General features: G+C 69.5%; 24 protein-coding genes. 7 read left to right on the forward strand and 17 right to left on the reverse strand.

The genetic code is table 11. From position 1 onward, the window contains the following. Positions 1–25: 25 nt before the first annotated feature. From tssE to tssB, 4 genes are all read right to left on the reverse strand, one after another. Positions 26–502 carry a type VI secretion system baseplate subunit TssE gene (gene tssE, locus BTH_RS04500; protein ID WP_009896194.1) on the reverse strand — a complete coding sequence of 159 codons (477 nt, stop codon included), beginning with the start codon at positions 500–502 and terminating at the stop codon, positions 26–28. Further along, complete coding sequence (locus BTH_RS04505; protein WP_009896195.1) at positions 481–969, reverse strand: Hcp family type VI secretion system effector; 489 nt, start codon at positions 967–969, stop codon at positions 481–483. The genes tssE and BTH_RS04505 overlap by 22 nt, the downstream gene beginning before the upstream one ends. Positions 970–1,151: 182 nt before the next feature. Then, positions 1,152–2,678, reverse strand: coding sequence for a type VI secretion system contractile sheath large subunit (tssC, locus tag BTH_RS04510; RefSeq protein WP_009896197.1), 1,527 nt, complete (start codon positions 2,676–2,678; stop codon positions 1,152–1,154). Continuing rightward, positions 2,675–3,169, reverse strand: a complete 495-nt coding sequence (gene tssB, locus BTH_RS04515) for a type VI secretion system contractile sheath small subunit (protein WP_009896198.1) — start codon at positions 3,167–3,169, stop codon at positions 2,675–2,677. The genes tssC and tssB overlap by 4 nt, the downstream gene beginning before the upstream one ends. Before the next feature lie 259 nt (positions 3,170–3,428). Here tssB and BTH_RS04520 point away from each other — a divergent pair, with 259 nt between their 5' ends. Genes BTH_RS04520 through tssA form a run of 3 tightly spaced genes read left to right on the forward strand, consistent with a single transcriptional unit; the run spans position 3,429 to position 7,770 of the window. Further along, the gene (locus BTH_RS04520) at positions 3,429–5,252 is read left to right on the forward strand and encodes an ATP-binding protein (protein WP_009896199.1); all 1,824 of its coding nucleotides are present in this window, start codon (positions 3,429–3,431) and stop codon (positions 5,250–5,252) included. Beyond that, entirely contained in the window at positions 5,249–5,983 is a 735-nt protein-coding gene (locus tag BTH_RS04525) for a response regulator transcription factor (RefSeq protein WP_009907461.1), read from the forward strand. The genes BTH_RS04520 and BTH_RS04525 overlap by 4 nt, the downstream gene beginning before the upstream one ends. Next, a complete protein-coding gene (gene tssA / locus BTH_RS04530; protein WP_009896202.1) occupies positions 5,974–7,770 on the forward strand; it encodes a type VI secretion system protein TssA in 1,797 nt (598 codons plus the stop codon). Before BTH_RS04525 ends, tssA begins: the two co-directional genes overlap by 10 nt. A 290-nt stretch (positions 7,771–8,060) precedes the next feature. Here the strand turns inward: tssA and bimD are convergent, their stop codons facing one another. Beyond that, on the reverse strand, positions 8,061–8,417 hold the full coding sequence (gene bimD / locus BTH_RS04535; protein WP_025370201.1) for a protein BimD: 357 nt from the start codon (positions 8,415–8,417) through the stop codon (positions 8,061–8,063). 50 nt (positions 8,418–8,467) lie between these two features. Then, positions 8,468–9,031, reverse strand: coding sequence for a YadA family autotransporter adhesin (locus BTH_RS35820; protein WP_009896205.1), 564 nt, complete (start codon positions 9,029–9,031; stop codon positions 8,468–8,470). A 265-nt stretch (positions 9,032–9,296) separates the two neighbouring features. Between BTH_RS35820 and BTH_RS35825 the strand changes: the two genes are divergently transcribed. Further along, positions 9,297–9,701 carry a hypothetical protein gene (locus BTH_RS35825; RefSeq protein ID WP_009896206.1) on the forward strand — a complete coding sequence of 135 codons (405 nt, stop codon included), beginning with the start codon at positions 9,297–9,299 and terminating at the stop codon, positions 9,699–9,701. 506 nt (positions 9,702–10,207) lie between these two features. Here BTH_RS35825 and BTH_RS04545 read toward each other — a convergent pair. Both BTH_RS04545 and BTH_RS04550 read right to left on the reverse strand, forming a co-directional pair. Beyond that, positions 10,208–11,533, reverse strand: a complete 1,326-nt coding sequence (locus tag BTH_RS04545) for an autotransporter strand-loop-strand O-heptosyltransferase (protein ID WP_025370202.1) — start codon at positions 11,531–11,533, stop codon at positions 10,208–10,210. A gap of 156 nt (positions 11,534–11,689) precedes the next feature. Further along, complete coding sequence (locus tag BTH_RS04550; protein WP_009896209.1) at positions 11,690–12,715, reverse strand: N-acetylmuramoyl-L-alanine amidase; 1,026 nt, start codon at positions 12,713–12,715, stop codon at positions 11,690–11,692. Here BTH_RS04550 and BTH_RS35830 point away from each other — a divergent pair. Further along, on the forward strand, positions 12,601–14,361 hold the full coding sequence (locus BTH_RS35830) for a YadA family autotransporter adhesin (RefSeq protein WP_223297100.1): 1,761 nt from the start codon (positions 12,601–12,603) through the stop codon (positions 14,359–14,361). The two genes, BTH_RS04550 and BTH_RS35830, sit on opposite strands and share 115 nt — an antisense overlap. A 116-nt stretch (positions 14,362–14,477) precedes the next feature. Here the strand turns inward: BTH_RS35830 and BTH_RS04560 are convergent, their stop codons facing one another. The 6 genes from BTH_RS04560 to BTH_RS04585 all read right to left on the reverse strand — a co-directional run bounded on the left by BTH_RS04560 (position 14,478) and on the right by BTH_RS04585 (position 20,472). Further along, on the reverse strand, positions 14,478–15,107 hold the full coding sequence (locus BTH_RS04560; protein ID WP_009896211.1) for an SCO family protein: 630 nt from the start codon (positions 15,105–15,107) through the stop codon (positions 14,478–14,480). Positions 15,108–15,109: 2 nt separating this feature from the next. After that, positions 15,110–15,940 (reverse strand): formylglycine-generating enzyme family protein, encoded by an 831-nt coding sequence (locus BTH_RS04565; RefSeq protein WP_009896212.1) that lies wholly within the window; start codon positions 15,938–15,940, stop codon positions 15,110–15,112. 24 nt (positions 15,941–15,964) lie between these two features. Further along, complete coding sequence (nirK, locus tag BTH_RS04570; protein WP_009896214.1) at positions 15,965–17,515, reverse strand: copper-containing nitrite reductase; 1,551 nt, start codon at positions 17,513–17,515, stop codon at positions 15,965–15,967. Between the two features lie 408 nt (positions 17,516–17,923). Beyond that, the gene (locus BTH_RS04575; protein WP_009896216.1) at positions 17,924–18,364 is read right to left on the reverse strand and encodes an SRPBCC family protein; all 441 of its coding nucleotides are present in this window, start codon (positions 18,362–18,364) and stop codon (positions 17,924–17,926) included. A 45-nt stretch (positions 18,365–18,409) separates the two neighbouring features. Beyond that, positions 18,410–19,252, reverse strand: a complete 843-nt coding sequence (locus tag BTH_RS04580; RefSeq protein WP_011401062.1) for a phosphoenolpyruvate hydrolase family protein — start codon at positions 19,250–19,252, stop codon at positions 18,410–18,412. Between the two features lie 2 nt (positions 19,253–19,254). Next, positions 19,255–20,472: a Tm-1-like ATP-binding domain-containing protein gene (locus tag BTH_RS04585; RefSeq protein WP_009896220.1), complete on the reverse strand. Its 1,218-nt coding sequence runs from the start codon at positions 20,470–20,472 to the stop codon at positions 19,255–19,257. Between the two features lie 111 nt (positions 20,473–20,583). On the opposite strand from BTH_RS04585, the gene BTH_RS04590 reads away from it, so the two are divergent. Continuing rightward, positions 20,584–21,495 (forward strand): TetR/AcrR family transcriptional regulator, encoded by a 912-nt coding sequence (locus BTH_RS04590; protein ID WP_048901533.1) that lies wholly within the window; start codon positions 20,584–20,586, stop codon positions 21,493–21,495. Between the two features lie 233 nt (positions 21,496–21,728). Here BTH_RS04590 and nadE read toward each other — a convergent pair whose 3' ends face one another. From nadE to BTH_RS04605, 3 genes are all read right to left on the reverse strand, one after another. Next, positions 21,729–22,583 carry an ammonia-dependent NAD(+) synthetase gene (nadE, locus tag BTH_RS04595; protein WP_009896223.1) on the reverse strand — a complete coding sequence of 285 codons (855 nt, stop codon included), beginning with the start codon at positions 22,581–22,583 and terminating at the stop codon, positions 21,729–21,731. Positions 22,584–22,705: 122 nt separating this feature from the next. After that, positions 22,706–23,611: a DMT family transporter gene (locus BTH_RS04600; RefSeq protein ID WP_009896224.1), complete on the reverse strand. Its 906-nt coding sequence runs from the start codon at positions 23,609–23,611 to the stop codon at positions 22,706–22,708. 85 nt (positions 23,612–23,696) lie between these two features. Further along, entirely contained in the window at positions 23,697–23,882 is a 186-nt protein-coding gene (locus tag BTH_RS04605; RefSeq protein WP_009896225.1) for a hypothetical protein, read from the reverse strand. Positions 23,883–24,274: 392 nt separating this feature from the next. On the opposite strand from BTH_RS04605, the gene BTH_RS04610 reads away from it, so the two are divergent. Further along, complete coding sequence (locus BTH_RS04610) at positions 24,275–25,033, forward strand: DeoR/GlpR family DNA-binding transcription regulator (RefSeq protein WP_009896227.1); 759 nt, start codon at positions 24,275–24,277, stop codon at positions 25,031–25,033. Positions 25,034–25,175 lie beyond the last annotated feature (142 nt).

Here is a 25,175-nt window from a genome sequence, read left to right on the forward strand (position 1 = left end):
GGACGCGCGGCGAAATCGCGCGCGCTCAGGAAATGGTTCGGATATCGATCTTTCCGTTGCCGCTGACAGTCGTCAGGAAGCGCGCCGGAACTTCGCGCGCGTCGAGCACGAGCCGCGCGTCGAGACTGAAGTGCAGCGTCGCCGCGTCGAGCGCCCGCTCGGCGAGCGTGACGCGCGGCGATTTCAGCCGCGGCTCGTAGCACGCGATCACGCGCTCGATCTGCGCCTCGATCTCGCGGGCGGAGCCTTGCGCGAAGCCGCCCGCGAGATTCGTGAAGTCCGGCACGCCGAAGGCCGGATCGATCGGCACGTGGCCTTGCCGCGTGTTCAGGATGCGGCGAAGATGATCGATGATCGAGCGCGCGAGCGCGTCGGCGGACGGCGAGCGCTCGCCGCCCGCTTCACGGTCCGCGATCCGCTCGAGCAGCCGGCGCTCGCCCGACGGCGCGCGGGCGGGCGCGCGCGCCGGCAGGCGGGCGCTCACACCTTCGGCGCGCGCCATGAGTCCTCGGCCTCGATGCCGTCCGGCACGTAGGTCCACGTGATCTTCTCGTACGTGAACGATACGTCTTCCATGTGGCCGAGCTGCTTGTTGTCGAGCACGAGGCAGTTCGGCGTCCAGGAGCGGATGCTCGTGAGGATCGCGTTCTCGAGCTTGACCGTGTAGTAGTGCTCTTCCTTGCCTTCCTTCAGAATCCGGTAGAACTCGAGCACGACCGACTTCATCTGCTCGCCGGACGCGAGCGCCTGAGACAGCTTCGGCGACGACTTGTCGATCTCCTTGGTCAGCGTCATCGGCCCGTGGAGCCGCTTGCTGGTCGGCAGGCCCGTTTGCGGGCTCTTCGGGATCTCGATCGTGTGCTCGACGGCCTGGACGAGAATCTTGCCCTCGTGGCCCTGGATGTCGCAGGAACCCTCGATGCTGCCCTGGGTTTGCCCTTCGAGCGTGAGATAGCACGGCATCGGCATGGCGAATTCCTCCTGGTGTGGCGGCGCGCCGCGCGGCGCACCGGATTGATGAGCGTCGCGGCCCGATGCAGGGCCGCCGACGTGAAACGATTTTGGGCGGCGCGGATTGGATTTTCGTTTCGGCGCGCCGCCCGAGCGTCACGGATGAAACATTCGGCGCGGGCCGGGACGGGTGCGCGCCGTCAGCGCTTCTCGAGCTTGCCGACGAGCGACAGCGTGAACGACGCGCCCATGTACTTGAAATGCGGCCGAACCTTCATGTCGACGCGGTACCAGCCCGGCTCGCCCTCGACGTCCGACACGAAGATCTCCGCCTGGCGCAGCGGCCGGCGGCTGCGCACGCCCTCGGTCGGGTTGTCCATGTCCGCGACGTACTGGCGGATCCACTGGTTGAGTTCCTGCTCGAGATCGCCGCGCTCCTTCCACGTGCCGATGTTCTCGCGCTGGATCACCTTGATGTAATGCGCGAGCCGGTTGACGACGAAGATGTACGGCAGCTGGGTGCCGAGCCGGTAATTCAGTTCGGCATCCTTGCCTTCCTTGCTGATGCCGAAGAACTTCGGCTTTTGCGTCGAATTGGCGGAGAAGAACGCGGCGTTGTCGCTGTGCTTGCGCATCGTGAGCGCGATGAACCCCTGCTCGGCGAGCTCGAATTCGCGGCGCTCGGAAATCAGCACGTCGGTCGGGATCTTGTTCTGGATCTCGCCCATCGCCTCGTACGCATAGAGCGGCAGATCGGCGACCGTGCCGCCGCCCTTCGGGCCGATCACGTTCGCGCACCAGCGATAGTCGGCGAAGCTCGCGGTGAGCCGCGTCGCGAACGCGAACGCGGCGTTGCCCCAGAGAAAATCCGCGTCGCCGCCGTCGACGCGCTCGTCGTAATTGAAGCGCTTGACGGGCGTCGTGTTCGCGCCGTACGGCAGCCGCAGCAGGAAGCGCGGCAGCGTGAGGCCGACGTAGCGCGCGTCCTCGCTTTCGCGAAACGCGTTCCACTTCGCGAACTGCGGCCCCTCGAACAGCGAAGCCAGATCCTTCACGTTCGGCAGCTTGCCGAACGAATCGATGCCGAAGAACGCGGGGCCCGCCGCCGCGATGAACGGCGTGTGCGCCATCGCCGACGTGCTCGCGACGTATTGCAGCAGCTTCACATCCTGCGCGCCGGGCCCGAACGTATAGTTCGCGACGATCGCGCCGATCGGCTGGCCGCCGAACTGGCCGTACTCGGCCGCATAGACCTTCTGGTACAGGCCGGATTTCGTGATGTCGGGCGAATCGTCGAAATCGTCGAGGAGCGCCGCCTTGCCGACGTCGAGAAACTGGATCTTGATGTTCTCGCGGAAATCCGTGCGCTCGACGAGGAACTTCAGCGAGCGCCACGTCGATTCGAGCTGCTGGAAATCCGGGTGGTGGAGGATCGCGTCGACCTGCCGGCACAGCTTGCGGTCGATCTCGGCGATCATGTCGTCGATCGTCGCCTGGCTCACGGTCTCGATCGGGCGCTTCGGCCGCGCCAGATGCGCGACGAATGCCTCGATGCCGTGGCGCGTGATCGGATACGCTTCCTCGTCGCGCTTCACGCGCGCGGCCTCGATCAGCTCGTCGAGCAGCGATGCGGGTGAATCGGGCGCCGGCGCGGGCGGCGCGTCGTCGTTTTTCGGGGAGTACAGGTGTTCGCCTTCCATGGTCGTCCGTTCCGTGTCGCGGTTCATTGTTCGTCGAGGCCCAGTTCGTCGAGCAGTTGCTTGCGCGCGCCCTTGTCCGCGACGATTTCCTGGATGCGCTTGCGAAAGCCCGGGATGTTGCCGAGCGGGCCCTTGAGCGCCTTCAGCGCGTCGCGCAGCGCGACGAGCTGCTTCAGCTCGGGCACCGTCTCGACGATCGCGTCGGGCGAGAAGTCGGCGATCGATTCGAATCCGAGCGCGACGCTCAGGCGATCGTCCTCGCCCGCCTGATCGTCGAGCAGGTTCGGCACGCTGAGCGCGAGCGTCAGGCGCTGCGCCTTCATCACGTCGTTGAAATCGTCCTTGTCGACGTTCACGGGGGCGAGCTCCTCGATCGGCGGCTTGTCGTCGGCCGTCGAGAATTCGCCGAGCACGAGCACCTTCAGCGGCAGCTCGACTTCCGCTTTCGCGTCGCCCGTGGCCGGGCGATAGACGATGTTGACCCGCTCTTTCGGCGCGACGGATCCGTTCGTGGTCATGTTGGGTTCTCCTCTTCGTTGTCGCTCGCGGGCGACGGTCGTGTCCGGATGCGCGCCGCGTTTTGCATGAAACGCTCAAAAGCCGCATCGGCGGGGCAAGTATCGAAGGAAAGGCGGAACCGGCGTTAGCCGCCGGGTTCCAATTTTTGGTCGTCGCGTGCCGCCTTCGTTGCGGATGAAAAGAACCGCGCGGCGCATCGCTAAGATCGATTGATGTCCGAAACAAAGACGGTTTAGTATTCGCCGACCTCTGAGACCTATGCACGGAAATTCCATCGATGCCGGCCCGCTTGCGCGCGCCCGGCCCGCACGCATCGCGCAGGCCGCGCGCCGCGACGATCGCGCATTCGCGCCGGGCGGCGTACTGAACGCGGCGGGGCTGTTGCTGCTGCTGTTCTACGCGAATCATCTGCTGTCGCGGCCCGGCGCGTGCACGTCGCTCAATCACACGCTGTCGGCCGTCGTGTGGCCCGCGCCGGTGCTCGGCATCGCGTTGCTGCTGCACTGCCGGCGGCCGCTCGCTTGGGGGCTCGGCGCGGCCTCGCTGTTCGTCACGCTGCTCGCCGCGGGCTCGCTCGACTGGGTGCCGTGGCACGTCGACGCGCTGTTCGCGGCCGTCAACGCGGTCGAGGCGATCGCGGGCGCGTGGCTCGCGCGGCGCTACGTGACGCCGGGCGGCGGCGTGGACACGTTGCGCGGCTTCGCGATGTTCGTGCTGTTGTTGCCGCTCGGCATGGCGGCGATGCACGCGACGCTCGCGGCGGCGATCCTGTCCGTGTGGATGAACGATCGCGGATGGCTGAACGAATGGTCGCGCGCGTATGCGGCGAACGCGCTCGCGCTGCTCGCGCTGCTTCCGGCGCTTCTCACGTGGAACGCGCGCGCTTGCCGCGCGGCGTGGCTGCGCGCCCGCAATCAGCTGCCCGCGCTCGCGACGTTCGGCTCGCTGTGCTTCGCGTCGATATGGGGCGGCCAGGCCGAGGTCGCGCGCGCGTTGCTCGCGCTGTCGCTGTGCTGGGCCGCGCTCGAGGGCGGCCTCGTGCTCGCGTCGCAGCTCAACGCGCTCGCGGCGGTCGGCCTGATCGCGATGACGCTCGGCGGCCGCGGCCCGTATGCGTTTCATTACGACGGGCACGGCGTTTGGGCGCTGCAGGTCGATCTGATCGGCGTCGCGATCCTGTCGATGTGCATCGCGATCGCGACGGGGGAGAGACGGCGGCTCGCGTGGCTGGTCGAGCGATCGCGCCGCTTCGAGTCGCTCGGCTTTTTCGCGGGCGGGATCGTTCACGATTTCAGCAACGTGCTGACGACGATCGATTGCCACGCCGAATATGCATCCGAGCGCCTCGCGCGCGGCGCGCGCGCGGACGAATCGATCGACGAAATCCATCGCGCGGTCGAGCGAGGGCGCGATCTCGCGACGCAGATCCTGCTCGCCGCGCGCCGCGGCGAACCCGTGCTGACGCGGGTGAGCGTCGACGAGGTCGTCGACGACGCGCTCGCCGCGATGCGCGCAGCCGCGCTGCGGGGCATCGAGATCGTTCGGTGCGGCGATGAGCCGTGCGGCGACGGGCGGCGCGGCGGCGCTCGTCACATCGTATTCGCCGATCGCAGCCAGCTCTCACGCGCGGTGATGAATCTCGTCGGCAACGCGATGCGCGCGGCGCGCGCGACGGTCGTCGTGCGTGTCGGCGCGAACGATGGCGAGAACGACGACGCGAACGGCGGCGCGAGCGACGGCGGCGCGCCGGCCGGCGGGCCGTTCGACGTCGCGATCGGCGAGCCGTCGTTGCCGCACGGCGTGTGGATCGAGGTGAGCGACGACGGCGACGGCATCGAAGTCGAGCCGCTCGACCGCATCTTCGAGCCGTTTTATTCGAACCGGTCAGGCGCGCCGGGCACGGGGCTGGGCCTTGCGATCGTCGCGGGCGCGGCGATCGCGCATCGCGGGCGGATCGCCGTCGCGACGGCGCGCGGCGCGGGCAGCCGCTTCAGGCTCACGTTGCCGGCGGCACGAGGGGCGGGCGCGCCGGACGAAACGGACGCCGGCGCGCGCGGCCCAGTACAGGAGAGGAAACGATGAATGCGACAAGATCGCCGGCGGTGCTCGTGGTCGAGGACGACGAGCCGTTGCGGCGCGTGCTCTGCAATTACTTGACGGGCCACGGCATGGCCGTGGACGGCGTGGGGACGGCGGCCGCGGCTGCCGAATCGGTCGGGCGGCGCGAATACGAAATGGTGCTGCTCGATCTCGGCCTGCCGGATGGAGACGGCATCGACGTGCTGTTGCGCTGGCGCGATTCGCAGCGTTTTCCGCTTATCTGCGTGACGGCCCGAGGCGAGGAGGCCGATCGCATCATGGGCCTCGAATTCGGCGCGGACGATTACGTCGTGAAGCCGTATTCGCTGCGCGAGGTGCTTGCGCGGATGCGCGCGCTGTGGCGGCGCGCCGAGCCGTCCGCCGCGCCGGTGCGGCGCGGCAGGCATCCGCGCGCGTACCGTTTCGACGGCTGGACGCTGAACATGAACACGCGTCGGCTGTCGACGAGCGACGCGCGGGACATTCCGCTCACGGTCGGCGAATTCAATCTGCTGGCGTTCTTTCTCGGCTCGCCGTCGCGCGTCGTCACGCGCGCGCAGTTGCTCGAATGCACACGCGCGTTCGACGACGTGTTCGACCGCGCGGTCGACGTGCAGATCTGGCGATTGCGCAAGAAGATCGAGAAGAATCCGAAGCACCCCGAACTGATTCGAACCGAGCGCGGCGTCGGCTATTACTTCGCCGCGAAGGACGTGGAGACGCTATGGGAATGAACGAACGGCGTCAGCCCGGCGGCGCGGCCTCGGGTGCGCTTCTTCCCGAGGATTTCGACGCGCTCGGGGCGCTGGGGCGCGCGGACATCGATCCGGCCGCGCCCGCGGGCGCCGACGTGCGCGCCGATGCGCGGTTCGATGCGCTGCACGCGGAACTCGCGAAGCTCGCGTCGCCGGGCGCGAGCGGGCACGTCGACTGGCGCGCGGCGATGAGCCTCGCCGCCGGGTTGCTCCGCGATCGCGGCAAGGATCTGCTCGTCGGCTGCTATCTGGCGGGCGCGCTGCTGCAGATCGGCGGCGCGGCGGGATTGCGCTGCGGGCTCGAAGTCGTCGGCGATCTCGTCGAACGTCATTGGGCGGCGATGTCGCCGCCGGTGTCGCGGATGCGGGCGCGGCGCGGCGCGCTGCAATGGCTGCTCGATCGCGTCGACGCGACGCGCGACGCCGGCGCCGCCGCGTGCGGTGCCGCCTGTTCGGTCGAACTGGTCGAGCAATTGCGCGCGGCCGCGCGGCGCATCGACGCGCTGCTGGCGGAGCGCGACGACGAGGCGCCGACGATGCGCGCGGTGACCGCGTTCGCGGCCCGGCTGCCGGTCGAGTCGGGCGAGTCGGGCGAGCCGGGCGAGCCGGGCGAGCCGGGTGAGCCGGGTGAGCCGGGTGAGCCGGGTGAGTCGAATTCGACGCACGCCCACGGCTCGGTGGGCGCGCCTGCCGAGCGCGCCGCGCTTTCCTTCGCCGAGCATGCATCGATCGAGCCGGCCGGCCGCGCGGCGCCGCGCGCGAACGCCGACGCCGCCCGGCACCCGGCGTCGCTCGACGACGCGGCCGGCCGCGAGCGCGCGCTCGCCGATGCGCTCGCGCAACTGCATCGCATCGCGACGGCGTTCGCGCAAGCGGACTGGGCCGACACGCGCGGCTTCCGGCTGCGCCGCATCGCGTGCTGGTCGAGCGTGCACGCGATGCCGGATACCGAAGCGGACAGCGGACGGACGCGGATCGCCGCGCCGAATGCGCAGGTTGTAGACGTCGCAAAGGGTATCGATGCGCAGGGCGACCCCGCGGCTGCCGTCCGCTTCGCGGAGGAGCACGCGCAGGCGTTCCCGCTCTGGCTGGATTTGCAGCGGATCGCCGCGCGCGCGCTCGCACGCGCGGGCGGCGATTGCACCGGGGCGCAACGCGAAGTGGAGACGGCGGTGCGTGCGCTGCTCATGCGCTTGCCGGGCCTCGACGCACTGAAATTCGCGGACGGCACGCCGTTCGCCGACGCCGCGACGCGCGCGTGGCTCGCGGAGCTATGCACGCCGATCGGTGCGGCAAATGCCGCGTTGACATCGCCGCCGCCGCCTTCGCCGCCGGCGCCGTCCTTGCCGATGACGGGCGAGTCGGATCGTGCGCGGGGCGATGCGCGCGACGCGAATGCGGACGACGCGCACGCCCGTGCGCGCGCGCTTGCCGCAAGCGGTCGGCTCGATCTCGCGCTGGGTGCGATTCAGCAGGCGATCGATCGCGCGCCGAGCGCCGAACGCCGGTTGAGGGCGCGCATCCGGCTGTGCGAGTTCGCTCGCGATCACTGGGAACACGAGATTCCCGACGCGTTCGCGCGCGGCGTGATCGAGCCGATCCGGCGGCACGACTTGCTCGCATGGGAGCCCGAACTGGCGCTTGACGGCTTGTCGGCCGCCTATGCGCTGCTGATTCGGCGTGATGGTGATTCGGCGCACGCACGGGCTGTGCTTAACGAGATCGCGGGCGTCGACGCGGCGCGGGCGATGCGTTTGTCGACGTGACGCGAAATGCGCGGGACGACGCGCGACGGCGCGCTCGCCCTCGGATGCGCCGAGCGAGGCGGCGCGAAGCCTTCCAGGCCGCTCGCGTGACGTGTGTGCGCGAAAGCGGCGCGGCGGCCGTTGCCGCGCGTGCGTGAAGCATCAAGCGAAGAGCGAAGAGCGAAGAGCGAAGAGCGAAGAGCGAAGAGCGAAGAGCGAAGAGCGAAGAGCGAAGAGCGAAGAGCGAAGAGCGAAGAGCGCGCCGCGCCGGCCCTTCCGCGAGCGGCCGGGCACGTCGCGGCGCGACCGGATCAGGACATCCGTGAATCCGTGGCGGCCGGAACGGACCGATGCGCCTGCTCTGGCGCGCCGCTCGCGCCAGTCGGCGCGGCGCATGCCGACGCGGCCGGCTCGGCGGACGGCGTCGCCTTGATCGTGTTGAAGACACCCCAGCCGCGATTGATGTGCACGCCGGATTCGTGTTCGCCGCTCATCGAGCGGATGCTCTCGTTGAACTCTTCCATGTAGGCGGGCCAGCCCGTCGAGGCCGACGCGCCGGCCTCGATATGCGCGACGGGCCCGGATTCGGCGTCGCGAGTGCAGCCGCCCAGGCTCGCGAGCGATAACGCGAGCATCGGGATGGCGTGGTGAAGGATCGGAAGTTTCATCGTATCGTGTGCCTCCTTGACGATGTGTGCGGTGAGCGCTTGCGGCGCGCTCACCATTGCCAGCTCATGCCTACGCCGACCGTATTGCCGCCCGCGCTCATCGCGACGCCCGCGCGCACCTTGAGGTTTTCGCCGATGCGCGCGGTGCCGCCGAGCGCGACGGCGCGATGGCCCTTGTAGACCGCGCCGCCTACGCCGATCGACAACATCTTGTCGCGGTCGACATCGGGAATCATCGTGAGCGCGGTCGCCGCGGCGACGCCGGAATACGCGTCGCGCGCGGTTTCGGTGATGCTTTGCTGAAGGTCGCCGATGCGCTGGTTCGTGTACGCGTTCGAGTTCGATATTGCGAGATTCAACTGATCGACGTTCACCGCATCGGTGCCTTGGGCGCCGGGGGCGACATGCACGATCTGGCGTTCGCTGCCGCGCTGACCGACAGATACGGTGTTGTCGCGGTCCGCTATCGATCCTGCGCCGAGCGCGACGGCGTCGCGGCCGGATGCGATTGCGCGTGCGCCGGTCGCGACCGCGCGATGGCCGTCTGCTTGCGCACGCCAGCCGGTCGCGAGCGATTCCTGACCTTGCGCTCGCGCGTCGGCTCCAATCGCCACTGCGTTGACGCCTGCCGCGAACGCGTCGCTCGCCCCGGAGTTGACCGCAACGTATTTCGCGGCCCCGGAAGCCGGCGTGGTGAACTGCCCCCCCCCAGGCCGAGCGGGTGCGTGCGAATCGGGCAGGGTTGCGGAGGGAGCCTTCTTTCGCCACGAGGGTACCTGCGGCGGCTTTTGCAGCAGAAACGGCCTTCGCTGCGCGTGCTCCGCGGGCGTGACGTGAGGCGATGCGACCGGCGTTCGTTCCGGGTCCTCCTGCAGCGGAGTGGGCGGTTCGTACCGCGGCGTGGAGAGGTTCGAAGGCGGCTGCGTCGAGCCGCGCGAATGCGCGGACCGCGGCGACGCAACGCGCGGCGATGCGACCGGCGTTCGTTCCGGGTCCTCCTGCAGCGGAGTGGGCGGTTCGTACCGCGGCGTGGAGAGGTTCGAAGGCGGCTGCGTCGAGCCGCGCGAATGCGCGGACCGCGGCGACGCGACGCGCGGCGATGCGGCCGGCGAGCGTTCCGGGCGCTCGCGCAGCGGCGATGGCGGCTGCGTCCTCGGCGTCGACGTGCGCGACGGAGACGGGAACGAAAACGTAGGCGAAGGCGTTCGCGAAGGCGACGCATCGGGCGATCGCGGCGAGGGCGACTCGGCGGAAGCTGGCGGCGAATGCGGAGGAGACGAATGACGCGGGGAGCGCGCCGCAGACTCCGGGCGCGATGCCGGTCGGGTTGCGATCGGCGTCGGCGGAGGGGATTCGTCGTCCGACCATGACGGCGAGGGCGATGCGGGAGTCGCCGGAGGCGAATCGAACGCCGTGCGCCGTGAGTCGATTACCCGCCTCATCGCGTCCGCGAGGGTCGAGCCGCCCGCGCCTCGCGTGTTTCGTTCGGATGCCGGAACATGTCTGAGCGGCACGCCTCTTCTGATCTCATCGAGCAGATTTCCGTGAGCGTCGTTCGGCGCGCCTCGATTGAATGGAGAAGCCATCGTCTCGTCAGCGGCGAATGCATCCGCGGAAAATCCGAGCGCGAGCGGTGCGATGGATGAACACAATAGGCGTGCGAAGCGCCGAGATCGGGCGTTCGACGCGGCTTGCCCGCTGTCTTGCCGAGCATGGGCGAGAGAAAGTCGGCGATATTTCATACGGCGAGGATGGATTGAATGGACGAGGCGGATTGTCGGTTGCCGGAATCAGCAGGCGATACCAGGAATCGATCGAATCGTGCGCTTGATCTGCTCGACGCTCACGAGCCGCGCACATTCGAACTGCCGCAACGTGCCCGCGTGGCGCGGGCACGACGATGCGTCGGCGTCGTCGAAGTTCGCGCTCGCGTCGTTCCAGCAACTGTTGCACGCATGGGAATTGATCACGCGATACGGCGTGTCGAACTCGCTGACCGGATGCGTGAATCCGCTGATCAGCACGACCGGCGCGCCGACCGCCCACGCGAGCCATGACAGATCGCCGGGCACGCCGATCAGGCACGCGGCGTGCCGCAGCCACCGCGCCCGCTCGGTCCACGGCGTGTCGGGCGCGAGGCTGTATGCGACGTCCGCGAGCGCGCTGCTTTCGTCGGCGACGTCCGGCGAAGGCGAATCGACACAGACGATCCGATAGCCGGCCGCCGTCAGAAACCGCTGCAATTCCCGCCAGCCGCCGGGCCGCTCCCAGCGCGCGCAGCGCAGCGCGCTTTGCGCGGCGATGCAGACGTAGGGGCCCGCGAGCGGCCGGCTGTCGTCGGTCAGCTCGATGCGCGGCGGCGCTTCGCGCGGATCGACGCCGAGCATGTAGGCGGCGCTGCGGTGCGCGCCGACGAGCTGCGGCGCGCTCGGCTGGTACGCGTGCGCTTCGTCGCCGGCGAAGCGCCCGAGCCGGTATGTCGCGTAGTAGCACTCGGGCTTGACGAGCTCGGGCGTCACGAACTCGATGTCCGGATAGCCGGGCCTCAGCAGCGCGATCAGCGGCGCGGGCATCGAGCACGTCAGCTTGCAGCGATGTTGCCGCTGGAATTTCACCGCATAGCCGAACCAGCCGAGCGCTTCGCCGAGCCGCTGCGCTTCGAACTGAATCAGCACGGGCTTGCCGTGCGCGTCGAACAGGTGCTTGAAGACGCGCCTGCCGCCTGCGTCGATCTCGATCAGGAACGGCACGAAGTGCTTTCTCGTGCTCGTGACGACGCCCGCGCCGATCTGCGCGTCGAACAGCGGCGTATCGGTATGCATGTCGCGCAGGCGCACCGTCCAGTCGCCATCCGGCAGCAGCACGCGGCAACCGTCGTTGAAGTCGAAACGCACGCCTTCGGTGCCGGACCACGTCGGCATGTCGGCGGGCGGCGAGAAGCCGCGCGCGTGCGTTCCGTTCGACGCAGCTGGCGGCGGCGACGCGGGCTGACGAGGGTCGAGCGCCGGCGGCGCGTGCACGCCGAGCGTCGGCGCCGAACCGGAGAAGGTGACCTTCGGCATGTCGTACGCGCTTCGTCTGGCGTTCGCATCGGAATACGAAAGAGAGAGGTGCATGATGGCAATCGTTGTCCTGTGGCGCGACGCGGGCGCAAAGGCTGCGCGCGTCCTTGTGCGTGTCCTCGTGTGTGGCCGTGCGCGCGGCGGGCGGTGCGTTACGCGGCGGCGCTCTGCCGCTTGCCGCGCGACGCGCGGGGCATTCGTTACGGTCGACTAAACGAGCGGCTTCGCGCCGGCGGCCTCCGGTGCCGGCGTTCGATCGTTCCTTTCACGCGTGGCGGCTTCCTCGCCGCGCGCCGGCCGCTTGTCGCGCTCGATGTACTTGTCCAGCAGCGCATCGAGTATCGCGACGGTTTCGACGTCGGGCACGCCGTCGTATCGCGCGGGGCGGAAATGCATCTGGAACGCCGCGATCACGTTTGTCGTTCGAGTGTCGAGCACGCCGGTTTGCGGCGTGTCGTAGCCGTACGCGAGGAGCTTCGCCTGCAGTTCGGCGATATCTCCGCGAAACGGCCGGTACGCACGGTAGTACTCGACCGCGATCGCGTCCGGCCACGCGCCGACGCCGTATTGCTCGTACAGCGTGCGCCACGGAAAGAGCGGGCCCGGATCGAGCTTGCGGCCGGGCGCGATGTCCGAATGCCCGACGACCTTTTGCGGCGGGATCGCGTGACGCGCGACGATGTCGGCGGCAAGCCGGCCGACGACCGCCATTTGCGCATCCGGGAACGGCGACCATCGACGCCGCATCAGCGGCGCGTCTTCATCCGCGTCGGGAAAGCCGCTGTTGACGATCTCGACGCCGATCGAGCTCGCGTTGAGCAGACGCTCGCCTTGCCAGTAGCTGACGCCCGCATGCCATGCACGATTCGATTCCGGCACGAGCGCGAACACACGGAAGCGCTTGCCTTCGTCGGCGGCGTCGGGCACGAGATAGTGCGCGCTGACGGGGCGCATCGGATCGGTCAGCAGTGCGACGGAGCGCGCGAGCGTTTGCGCGGTGTAGTGGAGCACGAGCGTGCGCACGCGCGAGTCCTGGTTCGGCGACGCAATCGTCGTGTCGACCACGACGTCATGCGCCGCGCGCGCGCCGCTCGCGGCGCGTGGATCGCCGTCGGCCGCGTATGCGGCATATGGAGAAGCGAGCAGGCACGCTGTGCATAGCGAGGCGCGCGCAACGAAGCGGCGGCGTTTCGCGTTCGCGACGCCGCCGCGTCGCGTTTGACTTGATTGGCTCATTCGACAGTTCCTCTTGGGCGAGCGTCCGGCGCGATCCCGGTGACGGGACGATCGCGATTCGCATCGCGATGCGTGCGCCGACAGAACGGCTTCGGCAGCGGTGGCGCCGATCGTTCGGTCGATCATTCAGGAGCGCGATTATTTCAAGCAGCCGGCATTCGGGCGTCGGGGAAACAACCGATATCGGGCGATTCGAGTGCATCGATTTGATCGAGGTCGGACTGCGCGCGAGCGCGGGGAACCCGAGCAAGCAGGATCGTGCCGGAGACTGCGCTCGCGGTGTTCGCGGCGATGGCGAACGATGGCGGGCAGGGGCGTGCGACGCGTGCGAAGCGGCGGCCGCCCGCGCCGAGGCATCGGGCATCCTCCCGATTCAGTCGCGGCCGTTCGGGGAAAGAATAGACGGCGCGCGCGTCATGCGCAGACGCGCCGATCGTTCGGCGGCCGGCGGGCGTGAGCGCGAGGCGGTCGCGCGGCAGTCAATTTTTTTCGAGGTGATTGGAATGAAAGTAATGGGACGGCGCCGGAAGCCTGTCGGGCGGCTCGCGGTGTTTGGCTTGCGGCATGATCGCACCGGCGCCTGCTCGCCGACGATGCGCTCAGCCGACGTCGCGCGCATGGCTGGAATGCCGCGCGGCGTTCGGTCGCTGGTCGCTGGTGTCGTCGTGAGCGTGTTGGCCGGTCTCTCGCATGCGACGTCGGTCACGGGCGATCTGTCGGCCAACGCGGGCGAGAATACGTTCGATGGTCGAGGCGCTCCGTTCGCGGGCTCGTTATCGAACTCGACGGATCATTCGGATATCGAATCGATCTGGAATTGGGAAAACTATTGGACGCCGTTCACGTTCGGGACGCCGTCCGAGCGCTCGCGCGCCGCATCGATCGCCGAATGGCTCGATCGTTCCGATGGCGGGACGAGCGGCGAATGGGACAGCCGATCGTCAATCCCGGAGAGCGAATCCGATGCGCTCGAATGGTTCCACTATTGGCCACGTCATGAAGACGCATCGTCGCTCGTCGGGGCAAGCCGGTCGGGCGTCGCGGCCGGAACCGGCGGCGGCGTGCAGGCTTCGTCGGATTCGGCTCGCTTCGCACGTCCCCCGTGCGCGGCGGGCGACGGCGCAACGGCGCTGGGGCGCAACGCGCGCGCGACAGGCGCGCGCGCGATCGCGCTGGGCACGGATGCGGCGGCCACGGGTGTCGATTCGGTCGCGCTGGGCGCGGGCTCGGTCGCGGCGCGGGACAACGTGGTGTCGGTCGGTCAGGCCGGTCGCGAGCGCCGGATCGTGCACGTCGCGCCCGGCACCGAAGGCACGGATGCGGTAAACAGGAATCAGCTCGACTCGGCACTGAAGGCGGCGACGTTGCATGCGGATCACCGCTTCGCCAATCTGCAACGGCAGATCGACGCAACCGCGCGAAGCGCATATTCGGGCATCGCGGCCGTGACCGCGTTGTCGATGATTCCGGACGTCGACAGCGGCAGGACGCTGGCGATCGGCATCGGTTTGGGGTCCTACAAGGGCTGCCACGCGATGGCGCTCGGCGGCACCGCATGGCTTGCCCGCAACCTGAAAGTGCGCACGGGAATCGGGATGGGCGCGGAGGGCAAGACGATCGGCGTCGGCGCAAGTTGGCAGCACTGACGATGCAAACGGGCCGTGTCGCGTATCGGCGCGCTTGCCGGCGCGGCGCGACCGGCGATGACGGAGCGCCGCGCCGCGGCGGTCGCGGCGTCGCCGTTGCGGACGTCGCGGCGTTCTTACTGGATGGCGAGCTGCTTGCGCATCGCGTCGACGAACGCCGGGTCCGTCTCGCCGAGCGTGTTCGTATGCGCAACGATGCGGCCATCCGCATCGAGCAGCACGATCGTGCTCGAATGGTTGAATTCGCCGCTCGCGAGCTTGCGGTACTGAACGCCGAGCAGCGCGGCGACGGCCCGGGTGTCGGCGCGGTCGGTGCGCGCGAGCCGCCAGCGCGCGTCGAGGCCGTGCGCGTTCGCGGTCTTGCGCAGCACCGCGACCGAATCGCGATCGGGATCGATCGTCACCGCGACGACCTTGATCCGCTTGCGCGCGGGCTCGCCGCCCGCGTCGAGCGTGAGGCCGATCGTCTCGAACAGCATCGGGCACACCATCTTGCAGGACGTATAGAACATGCTGACGAGCGTCGGCGTGCCGCGCAGATCGGCGAGGTGGAATGTTTTGCCATCCTGATCGATCAGCGGCGCGTTCGCCCGATACAGCGAATCGGTTGCCGGCGCGCTCGCCGTTGCGGCGGGCGCCGAGGCGGTTGCGGCGGCGGGAAGGTCCGCGCCGTGAGCCGCCGTCGCGACGCACGCGGCGGCGATCAGCGCGAGCGCGCCGCGCGGCGCGAGATGCTCAAGCTTCATGGTCAATCTCCTGAAATCGAACGGGCGCAGCGAAAGCCGAGGCTTCCGGTCGAATCCGCGCCGGTGAGGGAAGACAGCAGCGCGACGCGCATCAGCACCGCGTAGCTGTCGCGGCGCACGATGCTGATCGCGCCTGCGCCGCAAAAGCGCTGCTGGTCCGGGTCCCCCTGCGTGCGGCTGTCGCCGCTGATGAAAAGGGCGTTGAAGTCGTCGACCCATTCCCAGATCAGCCCGTGCAGGTCGCGCACGCCGTAGACGTTCGGCGCGCCGCCGACGCTCGGCAGCACGCGCGCCGCCGGCTGCTCGTACCACGACAGGATCTGCTGGCGCCACAGCGGGTCGTTGCGCGCGTCGGTGCGCGTCGCGTCCGCCGCCGCCGCGTATTCCCATTCGAGCCATGTCGGCAGCCGCGCGCCTTCGCTCGCGCAATACGCGCGCGCGGCGAACCAGCTGACGCCCGTGACGGGCGCATCGGGCGGCGTGGCCGGAGCCGGATGCAGCGGGTCGGCCCAGTCGGCGAGATACGCAGGGCCGGCGAACACGCGCGCGACGCGCTCGCGCCGCCATTCGGGATGCGCGCGCAGGAACGCGGCGAACGCGCGAACCGTCACCGGCGTGTCCTGCAGCTCGAACGCGTCGATGTGCACGGGCGTCGAGCGGCCCGGCACGTCCTGCGGCAGCGCGCTCTCGAAGTCGCCGCCGGGCAGCCGCACGAAGCGCGCGGCATGGGCGGCCGTCGCGGTGAACGCGAGCGTCAGCGCGACGATCGCGAAACCGGCGAGCCGGAAGGCGCTCGCCGCACGGAACGTATGGCGTGATGTCGGCGCGCGCATGGCGATTCTCCCGGATGCCTGCGCTCAGTGCGCCGCTTCGGTGACGGCCGGCGCCTTCGCGCGCGCCTTCGAGACTTCGTCCGCGCTGATCCGGCCGCCCGGATTGTTCCAGCTGTTGAGCACGTAGGTCAGCACGTTCGCGACTTCGTCGTCGGTCAGTTGCGCCATCGGCGGCATCGACGAATCGTAGTCGCGGCCGTTGACCGTCACCTTGCCGTTCAGGCCGTGCAGCAGGATGCCGATCGCGCGCTTCGGATTCGCGGCGAGGAAGTCGGAGCCGGCGAGCGGCGGGAACACGCCCGGCAAGCCGGTGCCGGCGCTCTGGTGGCACACGGCGCAGGTGCTCGCGAACACCGTGCCGCCCGCTTTCACTTGCGCGGGCAGCGACAGCGGCGCGGCGCTCGCGGCGGCGCTCGTCTTGACGAGCGACGCGCCGCCCTTCGCGCCGGCCGCGGCGGCGGGCGATCCGGTCGGGCCCGATCCCGCGGCGGCGGTCACGCCGTCGCCGTTATACAGCGTGTCGAGCTCCTTGCCCGAATAGATCGCCTTGTTGTCCGGGCCGTCCACTTTCAGGATCGCGAGCGCGCCCTTGTTGAACGCACGGAAGATCGAGTGATCGACGAGCGTGTAGTTGCCCGGCACGCGCGTGTGGAATTCGATCGTCGCCGCGCCGCCCGCCGGAATCAGCGTCGTCTGCACGTCGTTCTGCGTGACGCTCGAGCCGTCCGCGCGCACCTTGTCGAACACCGCGCCGATCACGTGGAAGCTCGATACGAGATTCGGGCCGCCGTTGCCGACGAACAGGCGCACCGTCTCGCCGGTGCGCGCGCGCATCGCCTTGTCGCCGGTCAGCGCGCCTTCGGCGCCGTTGAAGACGACGTAGGTCGGGCGCTCGTCGATCGCCTTGTCCATGTCGAACGATTGCAGCCCCTTCTCGCGGTACTTGCCGTTCGTGTAGAAGTCGCCCTGCATCACGTAGTACTCGCGGTCGACCTTCGGGAGTCCTTCCGGCGGCTCGACGAGAATCAGGCCGTACATCCCGTTCGCGACGTGCATGCCGACGGGCGCAGTCGCGCAGTGATAGACGAAGAGCCCCTCGTTCAGCGCCTTGAACGTGAAGCGCGATTCGTGGCCCGGAGCGGTGAAGCTCGACGTCGCGCCGCCGCCCGGGCCCGTCACCGCGTGCAGATCGATGTTGTGCGGCATTTTGCTGTCCGGACGATTCTTGAGATGGAACTCGACCGTGTCGCCTTGCCGCACGCGGATGAAGTTGCCGGGCACCGCGCCGCCGAAGGTCCAGAACGTGTAGTTCACGCCGTCGGCGATCGGCATCACTTTCTCGACCACTTCCAGATCGACGATGACCTTCGCCGGATAGCGGCGCGTGATGGGCGGCGGCACGTTCGGCGGGCTCACGAGCGTCGCGTGAATCGGCTCGCCCTGCGGCGGGCCGAAATCGCCGGGCGCCTTGCCGGGCGTCGTTGCCGCCTGCGCGCTCGCCGCGACCACCGCGCCGAGCAGGACGGACAGGAACGTGGCGCGCAGTTGGCCACGGATCGATTGCAGGTCTTTCATGATTAGCCCCTCGCTGGCTTCGTTTCCTCCAAGCTATCGATCGCGAGGCAGTCGAGTATTGATGCACAGCAAATGCATCTTTATGGATGCGCTCAGGTCGGGAAATTACTTAATCCAGATGAATTCGGGGCGATGGGACTGCGGCGGCTTGCCGCAAGTCGTGAGGGATGCGAACGGTTCGTGCGTCAGGCCCGAACCGCTCGCATCCCGCGTGGGAAAGCGCCGTCATGCGCGGCGCGATTTCGGATAGAAAGCGGCCGACCGGTTACGGTCGGCCAAAAAGGTTCCGGCTTTATCCGAGGGCCATTGCCAGAACCCGAGAAACGGCCGGCGGCGCGAACCGCCGGCAAGCCGCGCGCGACGCCCCCAACGGGCGCGGGCGCGACGAAACATCGCGGCCGCGGCGCGTCAGCGCGCGCGCAGCTTGTCCGCGAGCGAGCGAAAGCCCGCCGCGAAAACATGCTCGCTGATCGATGCGGCAACCGGCTGCAGCTCGACGCCTTGCGTCGTGAAGTTCGCCCACCACTGCGCGAACGTCTTGCCCGAATCGGTGACGGGGAAGAGCTGCACGCCTGCGACATAGTCGCGCACCGGCATCGTCGATTCGATGATCGAGTATTCGAGCGCATGATTCGGCTCGTCGAGCTTCAGCAGCTTCTCGCGAACGTAGCCGTCGGCAAGCGTCAGATAGCGGATCGCGCCGACCGTGCAGGCATCCGGGCCCGGCTCGAGCCGGCTCTCGACGATCGCCGGATGAAACGCGGCGAGGCCGTTGAAATCGCGCAAGAATGCCCAGACGCGCTCGATCGGCGCGTCGATGACACTGCTGGCGAAGGAGGTGTAGTTCATCGTCGTTCGGGTCCTCGGGCTAGGCGCGCGCGTCGCGCGCGGGTGTCATGACGCGGCGCGCCTGTCGATCTCCTTGAAGCGGCGCGTCATGTCGGTCAATGCGGTTTCGGCCGGCAGCCGCTCCATCGAGCTCGCGCCGTAGAAACCGTGGCACTGCGGACACGCGCGCAGGATGTACGCGGCGTCCTCGGGCGACGCGATCGGTCCGCCGTGGCAGAGCACGATCACGTCGTCGCGCACCGATTTTGCCGCATCCGCCCAACTGCGCACGAGCGGCACGCAATCGGCGAGCGTGCGCGCGGTGTTCGCGCCGATCGTGCCGCCCGTCGTGAGGCCCAGATGCGCGACGACGATGTCCGCGCCCGCCTCGGTCATCGCGATCGCATCGGCTTCGCTGAACACATACGGCGTCGTGAGCAGGCCCTTGCGGTGCGCGAGGCGGATCATGTCGACTTCGAGCGCGTAGCCCATCCCGGTTTCCTCGAGATTCGCGCGGAAGTTGCCGTCGATGAGCCCGACGGTCGGAAAGTTCTGCACGCCCGAGAACCCGAGCCGGATCAGCTCGTCGAGGAACGCGTCGAAGTTGCAGAACGGATCGGTGCCGTTCACGCCGGCGAGCACGGGCGTCGACTTGACGACGGGCAGCACCTCGCGCGCCATGTCGACGACGATCTCGTTCGCGTTGCCGTACGCGAGCAGCCCGGCGAGCGAGCCGCGTCCGGCCATCCGGTAGCGGCCCGAGTTGTAGATCACGATGAGATCGATGCCGCCCGCTTCCTCGCATTTCGCGGACAAGCCCGTCCCCGCGCCGCCGCCGACGATCGGCTCGCCGCGCGCGATGGTCGCGCGCAGTCTTTCGAGGATTTCGGCGCGTGAGAGTCTCTTCATCTTCAATTCCGGTGTGCCGCGTGAAGCGATAAGAAGTGTTCGACGGCGATGTCGGCGAACAGGGGATCGTTGATATGCGCGCTCACGCGCACGAGGCGGCGGTTCTCGGTCTGGACCACCGTCGCCTCGAGCGCGTCGAAGAGCGCGGCGTCGGCTTCCGGGTTCCAGAACGCCTGGCCCGGCGCGTCGAGCGCCGAGACGCCGCCTTCGGGAATCAGAAAGCGCACGGGGCCGTCGCATGCATTGAGCTTCGCGCCGATCCATTCGCCGATCCGGCGGTTTTCGTCGGGCGTCGTGCGCATCAGCGTCACCTGCGGGTTGTGCTTGTACAGCAGCCGCTGCGCGTAGCGGGGCGGCACCGTGTCGATGTGGCCGAAGTTCACCATGTCGAGCGCGCCGCACGAGCCGACGTACGGCACCTTGCTGCGCGCGATCGCGTCGAAGCGATCGTCGCCGCACGCGAGCACGCCGCCCATCAGCAGATCGCACACTTCGGTGGTGGTGAGATCGAGCACGCCGTCGAGCAGGCCGCTGTCGGCGAGCTTTTCCATCGCGTGGCCGCCGTGGCCCGTCGCATGGAACACGATGCAGTCGAAGCGCGCGTCGAGCCGCGACGTCACCGCCTGGATGCACGGCGTCGTCACGCCGAACATCGTGAGGCCGAGCGCGGGCTTCAGGTCGGCGGGCAGCGGCTGCATGTCGCGCACCGCGCCCGCGATCATGTACGCGCCGTTGGCGAGCACCTGGCGCGAGATCCGGTTCAGGCCGGCGATGTCCGCCACCGAATAGAGCATCGCGATGTCCGACGAGCCGATGTACGCGGACACGTCGCCCGACGCCATCGTCGAGATCATCAGCTTCGGCACGCCGACCGGCAGCGCCTGCATCGCCGGCGTGACGAGCGCCGTGCCGCCCGAGCCGCCGATGCCGATCAGCGCGGCGACGTCGTCGCGGCTCCTGATGTAGTGCTCGAATGCAACCGCCATCGCGGCGATCGCGCGGCCGCGGTCGCCGCAAAACACGGCGGCCGCGCCGTCCGGATGATGCGCGGCGACGGCGGCCGCGCCGATGTCGGCCGCGAGCCCCGGCGCGCGGGTCGACAGGTCGACCACGACCGCCGCGAGCCCCGCGTCGGCGATCCGGTCCTTGACGAAATGCGCTTCCGCGCCCTTTGTATCGACGGTTGCCGCAACGTAGATCTGTTTACGGTGGGGTACCATTTGGTCTCCTTCGCCAATCGTTCGTTTGTCGCACGATGCACCGCGATTCGATTCCGCGATAACTTTAACACAGATGAGACGGCCGTCTCAGCGGCTGTCCTCACACAACACATGCCAACTACCGTATCCGCACCGGAAACGCTGTCCGAAACGCGCACGCAGACCCGCGAGCTGTTGCTGCAGACCGCGCTGTCGATGCTCGAGCAAGGCTGGTTTCCGTCGATCACCGAGCTCGCGAACGCATCCGGCGTGTCGCGCGCCACCGCTTACCGCTATTTCCCGTCGCAGGCGGCGCTCGTGAGCACCGTCGTCGACGAGAGCCTCGGGCCGGTGCTGCAGTGGCAGCCGACGTCGACGTCGGTCGAGGCGCGTGTGAACGAGTTGCTCGACTTCGCGTATCCGCGCATGGAGCAGCACGAGGGCGCGTTGCGCGCCGCGCTGCAGGTCGCGCTGCACCAATGGGCGAACGAGCGCGCGCGGCGCGCGCAGGACGAGCCGAAGTACCGGCGCGGCAACCGCCGCCGGCTGCTCATGCTCGCCGTCGAGCCGATGGTGCAGGCGGGGGTCGATCCCGCGGTGGCCGCGCGGCTCGCGCAGTCGCTGTCGTTGCTTTACGGCACCGAGGCGATGGTCGTGCTGAAGGACATTTGGGGGCTCGACTTCCGTGAGTTCATGAGCGTCATCAAATGGATGAGTTCGGCGCTCGCGGAAGCGGGCGGTGCGGCGGGGGCGGGGTCGGATGCGGCGGCGAGCGGCCACGGCGCGGCGCAAGGCGCGAGCAGCGCGGAGGGCGTGGCGGGGGCGGATCGCCTGGAGGGCTCGGAGCGCGAGCGGAGCGCACAGGCGGCGCACGATGCCGGGGCGGCGGCGGACGCCGCGCCGGACGGCGGCCGTGCCGCTATTGTGCAGGGCGGAGGCGGCGGCGCTGGCAGCGCGGATCAGGCCTCCGGCGCAGCCGGCGAGCGCGCGGCGGATCGCCCGCCCGCGGCGCTCGCTTCCGACGGCGACGAGCGCGACGCCTGAATAGCGGGCGCGGCCGGTTCGGCGGGGCGTGCGCAATGCGCGCGGGCCGCGGGTAGCGCGGGCGCTTCGCTTCGCGCGGCGTCGAGCGATGCGCGACCGCGTCGAGCGCGGCCGGCTCGACAGGCGGCGCATGCGCCGCGCGCCGCGCCATGACGGTGCGCGGCGCGTGTTCGATCGCTCTCCGAAGCCAAGCGACGGAGCCGGGCCGACGCCGATTCCGACGCCGCTCGCGCTCACGCCGGGCGACCCGGCCAGTCGAACATCGTATAAGGCAGCGCGCGCTTGTGGCGCGTCGCGTCGTAGAACCGCAGCACCGTCTCGGCGACCGCGTCGTCGACCGGCTTGCCTTCGAGGAAATCGTCGATCTGCTCGTACGTGATGCCGTACGCCTGCTCGTCGGGCAGTTGCGGACGCAACGTTTCCAGATCGGCGGTCGGCGTCTTCATCACGAGCAGTTCGTCGGCGCCCAGCATGCGCGCGAGTTCGCGCACGCGGCGCTTCGTCAGGCCCGCGAGCGGCAGCACGTCCGCGCCGCCGTCGCCGAATTTCGTGAAGAAGCCCATCACCGATTCCGCCGCATGATCCGTGCCGATCACGACGCCGCGCCGCGCGCCCGCAACCGCGTATTGCGCGATCATCCGCTCGCGCGCCTTGATGTTGCCGAGCACGAAGTCCTGATGCGCGTGGTCGAGATAGGCGAGGCCGCCTGTCGCGAGCGCGGCGAGCATCGCGTCGGCGGCGGGTTTCACGTCGACGGTGAGCGTCTCGTCCGCGCGCACGAACGCGAGCGCGCGCTGTGCGTCGGCTTCGTCGTGCTGCGCGCCATACGGCAGCCGCATCGCGACGAAGCGCGCGTCGTAGCCCGACGCGCGCAGCCGCTCGACGGCCAGTTGCGCGAGCCGGCCGGCCGTCGACGAATCGATGTCGCCGCTGATGCCGAGCACGCAGGTCCGCAATCCTGCCGCGCGCAGGTAATCGGCGACGAACGCGATGCGACGCGCGGCTTCGTCGCCCGCGTCGAACGACGGCGACACCTGCAACTCGGCGGCGATCGCCCGCTGGCGGGCGGCTTGATCGGGACGGGACATCTCGTGCTCCTTCGCGGCGGAATCGAAGGCTCGATCATAGGCGGATTCGTGCGCGCATGCCGGCTGCCGGTTCGGCTTTCCCTTCGATTGGGCCGCCGCTCGCGCCAGGTTCGCTGTGGCCGTCAGTTGCGGCGCGCGAGCGTGACGCCGGCGAGCGCGAGCGCGAAGCCGGCGATCTGCAGCGGCACGAGCGTCTCGCCGAAGAGCGCATAGCCCTGCAGCGCGGCGAGGGGCGGCGCGAGGAACAGCAGCGACGTCGCGCGCGCCGCGTCACCCCGGCGCAGCATCGCCATCAGCAGCATCACGGCGACGCCCGACAGCATCCCGATCCCCCACGCGAGCGAGAACCACAGCGCGGGCGCGCCGTGCCAGCGGGTTTCGCCGAGCGCGATGGCCGCCGCGCCGGCGACCATCGCCGCGCCGAGATTCTGCAGCGCGACCGCGGTGCGCAAGTCCGCTTGCGCGAGCGAGGTCTTCTGATAGAGCGAGCCGGCCGTGATCGACCCGACTGCGGCGATCGCGATCGCGACGACGGCCCACGCGGGCGCGCCGCCCGCCGCAGCCGGCGCGGCGCCGAGCTTCGGCGCGAGCACGAGCGCGACGCCCGCGACGCCGAGCGCCATGCCGAGCCAGCCGCGCGCCGGCAGCCGCTCGCCGAAGAGCGGCGCGGCGAGCGCGGCGGTCGCGAGCGGCTGCAGCGCGCCGAGAAGCGCCATCGCGCCGGCGTTGAGCCCTTGCGCGACGGCCCAGTAGCTCGCGCTCAGATAGGCGCCTTGCAGTAGCGCGCCCGCGAGCAGATGGCGGCTCCATTCGCGCCGCGCGGGCCACGGCGCGCGCGTGGCGAGCGCGATGCACGCATACAGGAGCGCAGTGCCCGAGAAGCGCGCGAGCAGATACAGGTTCGGATCGGCGTACGGCTTGATCGCGCGCGCGACGATGAAGCCCGTCGACCATAGCGCGACGAACGCGACGGCGGCGACGGCGGAAGCGGAAACAGGCATGCGAAACGGGCCGGGCGACACCGGCATGGAGGCGAAGCGGCCGAGTATCGCGCGCCGGCGCGCCGTCGTCTTGTCGAAATCTGCACCGCGCCCGGCTTGGGCCGGTGGCGGGTCAGTCGAGCGAGAACGTGTCGAGCGGCTGGTTCGCGCTCGCCTCGGCCGCGAAGCGCGCGCTCAGTTGCCGATGCAGCCGGCGCGCCTCTTCGAGCGTGAGATCGATCCAGTACGGGTCGCCCGCCGCGTCGTTGAGCCGCTCCGGCGGAAACTGGATTTCGAGGACAGCGCCTTTGCGATACATCGATTCACCTCTGTCGTTTGGCTTGGTCGAGCGGCGAGTTTAGCAATGCGCGGCGAAATCGATTGCCGCGCCGGGCGAAATACTGAATTGCCCGCAGGTTGCCGGTGCAGGCGACACGCCGCGCGGGCCGGGCCGATATCGCCCCGCGCGCCGCGCGTTTGCAGTCCGGCGACGCGGCGAGGGGCGGGGCGGAGCGTCGCGAATCATCGCGTCGCGCGGTAACCGATCGATTTCGCATCGCGCGACCGAACGGCCGCGCGCCGTTGCCGGACGCACGCGGGACACGCGAACCACGGTGGCCGGCGGCCGGCGCGGGCGCGCTCTCGCCGTACTACAATAGCCCGCCATTCGCCCTCCACGCTCCAACCCGCGGCCCGGCCGCGCCGCGCGCCATGCTTGCAGAACAACGTCATCGCTACATCCTGTCCGAGCTCGGCCGTGCGGGCGCGCTGTCGGTCGCGCAGCTCGTGAACGCGCTCAACGTGTCGCGCGAGACGATCCGTCGCGATCTGAACGCGCTCGCCGCCCGCGGCCTGGTGATCACGACGCATGGCGGCGCGCTCGCGGCCGGCCGGCACGAGCCGAGCGTGTCCGAGCGCGATGCGTCGCACGCGGGCGCGAAACGCGCGATCGGCCGGCGCGCGGCGGAGTTCGTGCCGGACGGCGCGTCCGTGCTGCTCGACTCGGGCAGCACGGTCCACGCGGTCGCGCTCGCGCTCGCCGAGCGCCATCGATTGACTGTCTATACGAACGACTGGCGGATCGCCGGCGTGCTCGGCCGCCGCAACGGCAACCGCGTGACGCTGCTCGGCGGCGAGCTGTCCGACGACGAGGACGCGACGTTCGGCCTCGACACGATCCAGCAGCTCTCGCAATACCACGTCGATTTCGCGTTCGTCGGCGCGGGCGGGATCACGCCGGACGGCACGCTGACCGACTACTCGCGCGTCGTCGCCGAGGTGCGCGGGCGGATGCTCGCGGCGGCGGCCGCGCCGATCGTCGTCGCCGACCACTCGAAGTTCGGCCGCGTGACGCCGGTGCGGATCAACGGCTCGGACGCCGCGCGCTTTCTCGTGACCGAGCGCGCGCCCGACAAGACGATGCGGCGTGCGCTGACGGCGCGGGGGATCGAACTGGTCGTCTGCGGATGAGCGCCCGTTTGCCGCGCGAGTATCGAGTGCGCGAGGCGCGCTCGCGATGATGCTGCGTGCGGCGCGCCGGGTGCTTTCAGGTCCGCTGGGGGCCACGCTGCGCGATGCGGCGTGAGCCGGCATCGCGGCGGCCCGGTTTCGT

The sequence above is a fragment of the Burkholderia thailandensis E264 genome, assembly GCF_000012365.1.
Lineage (GTDB): Bacteria > Pseudomonadota > Gammaproteobacteria > Burkholderiales > Burkholderiaceae > Burkholderia > Burkholderia thailandensis.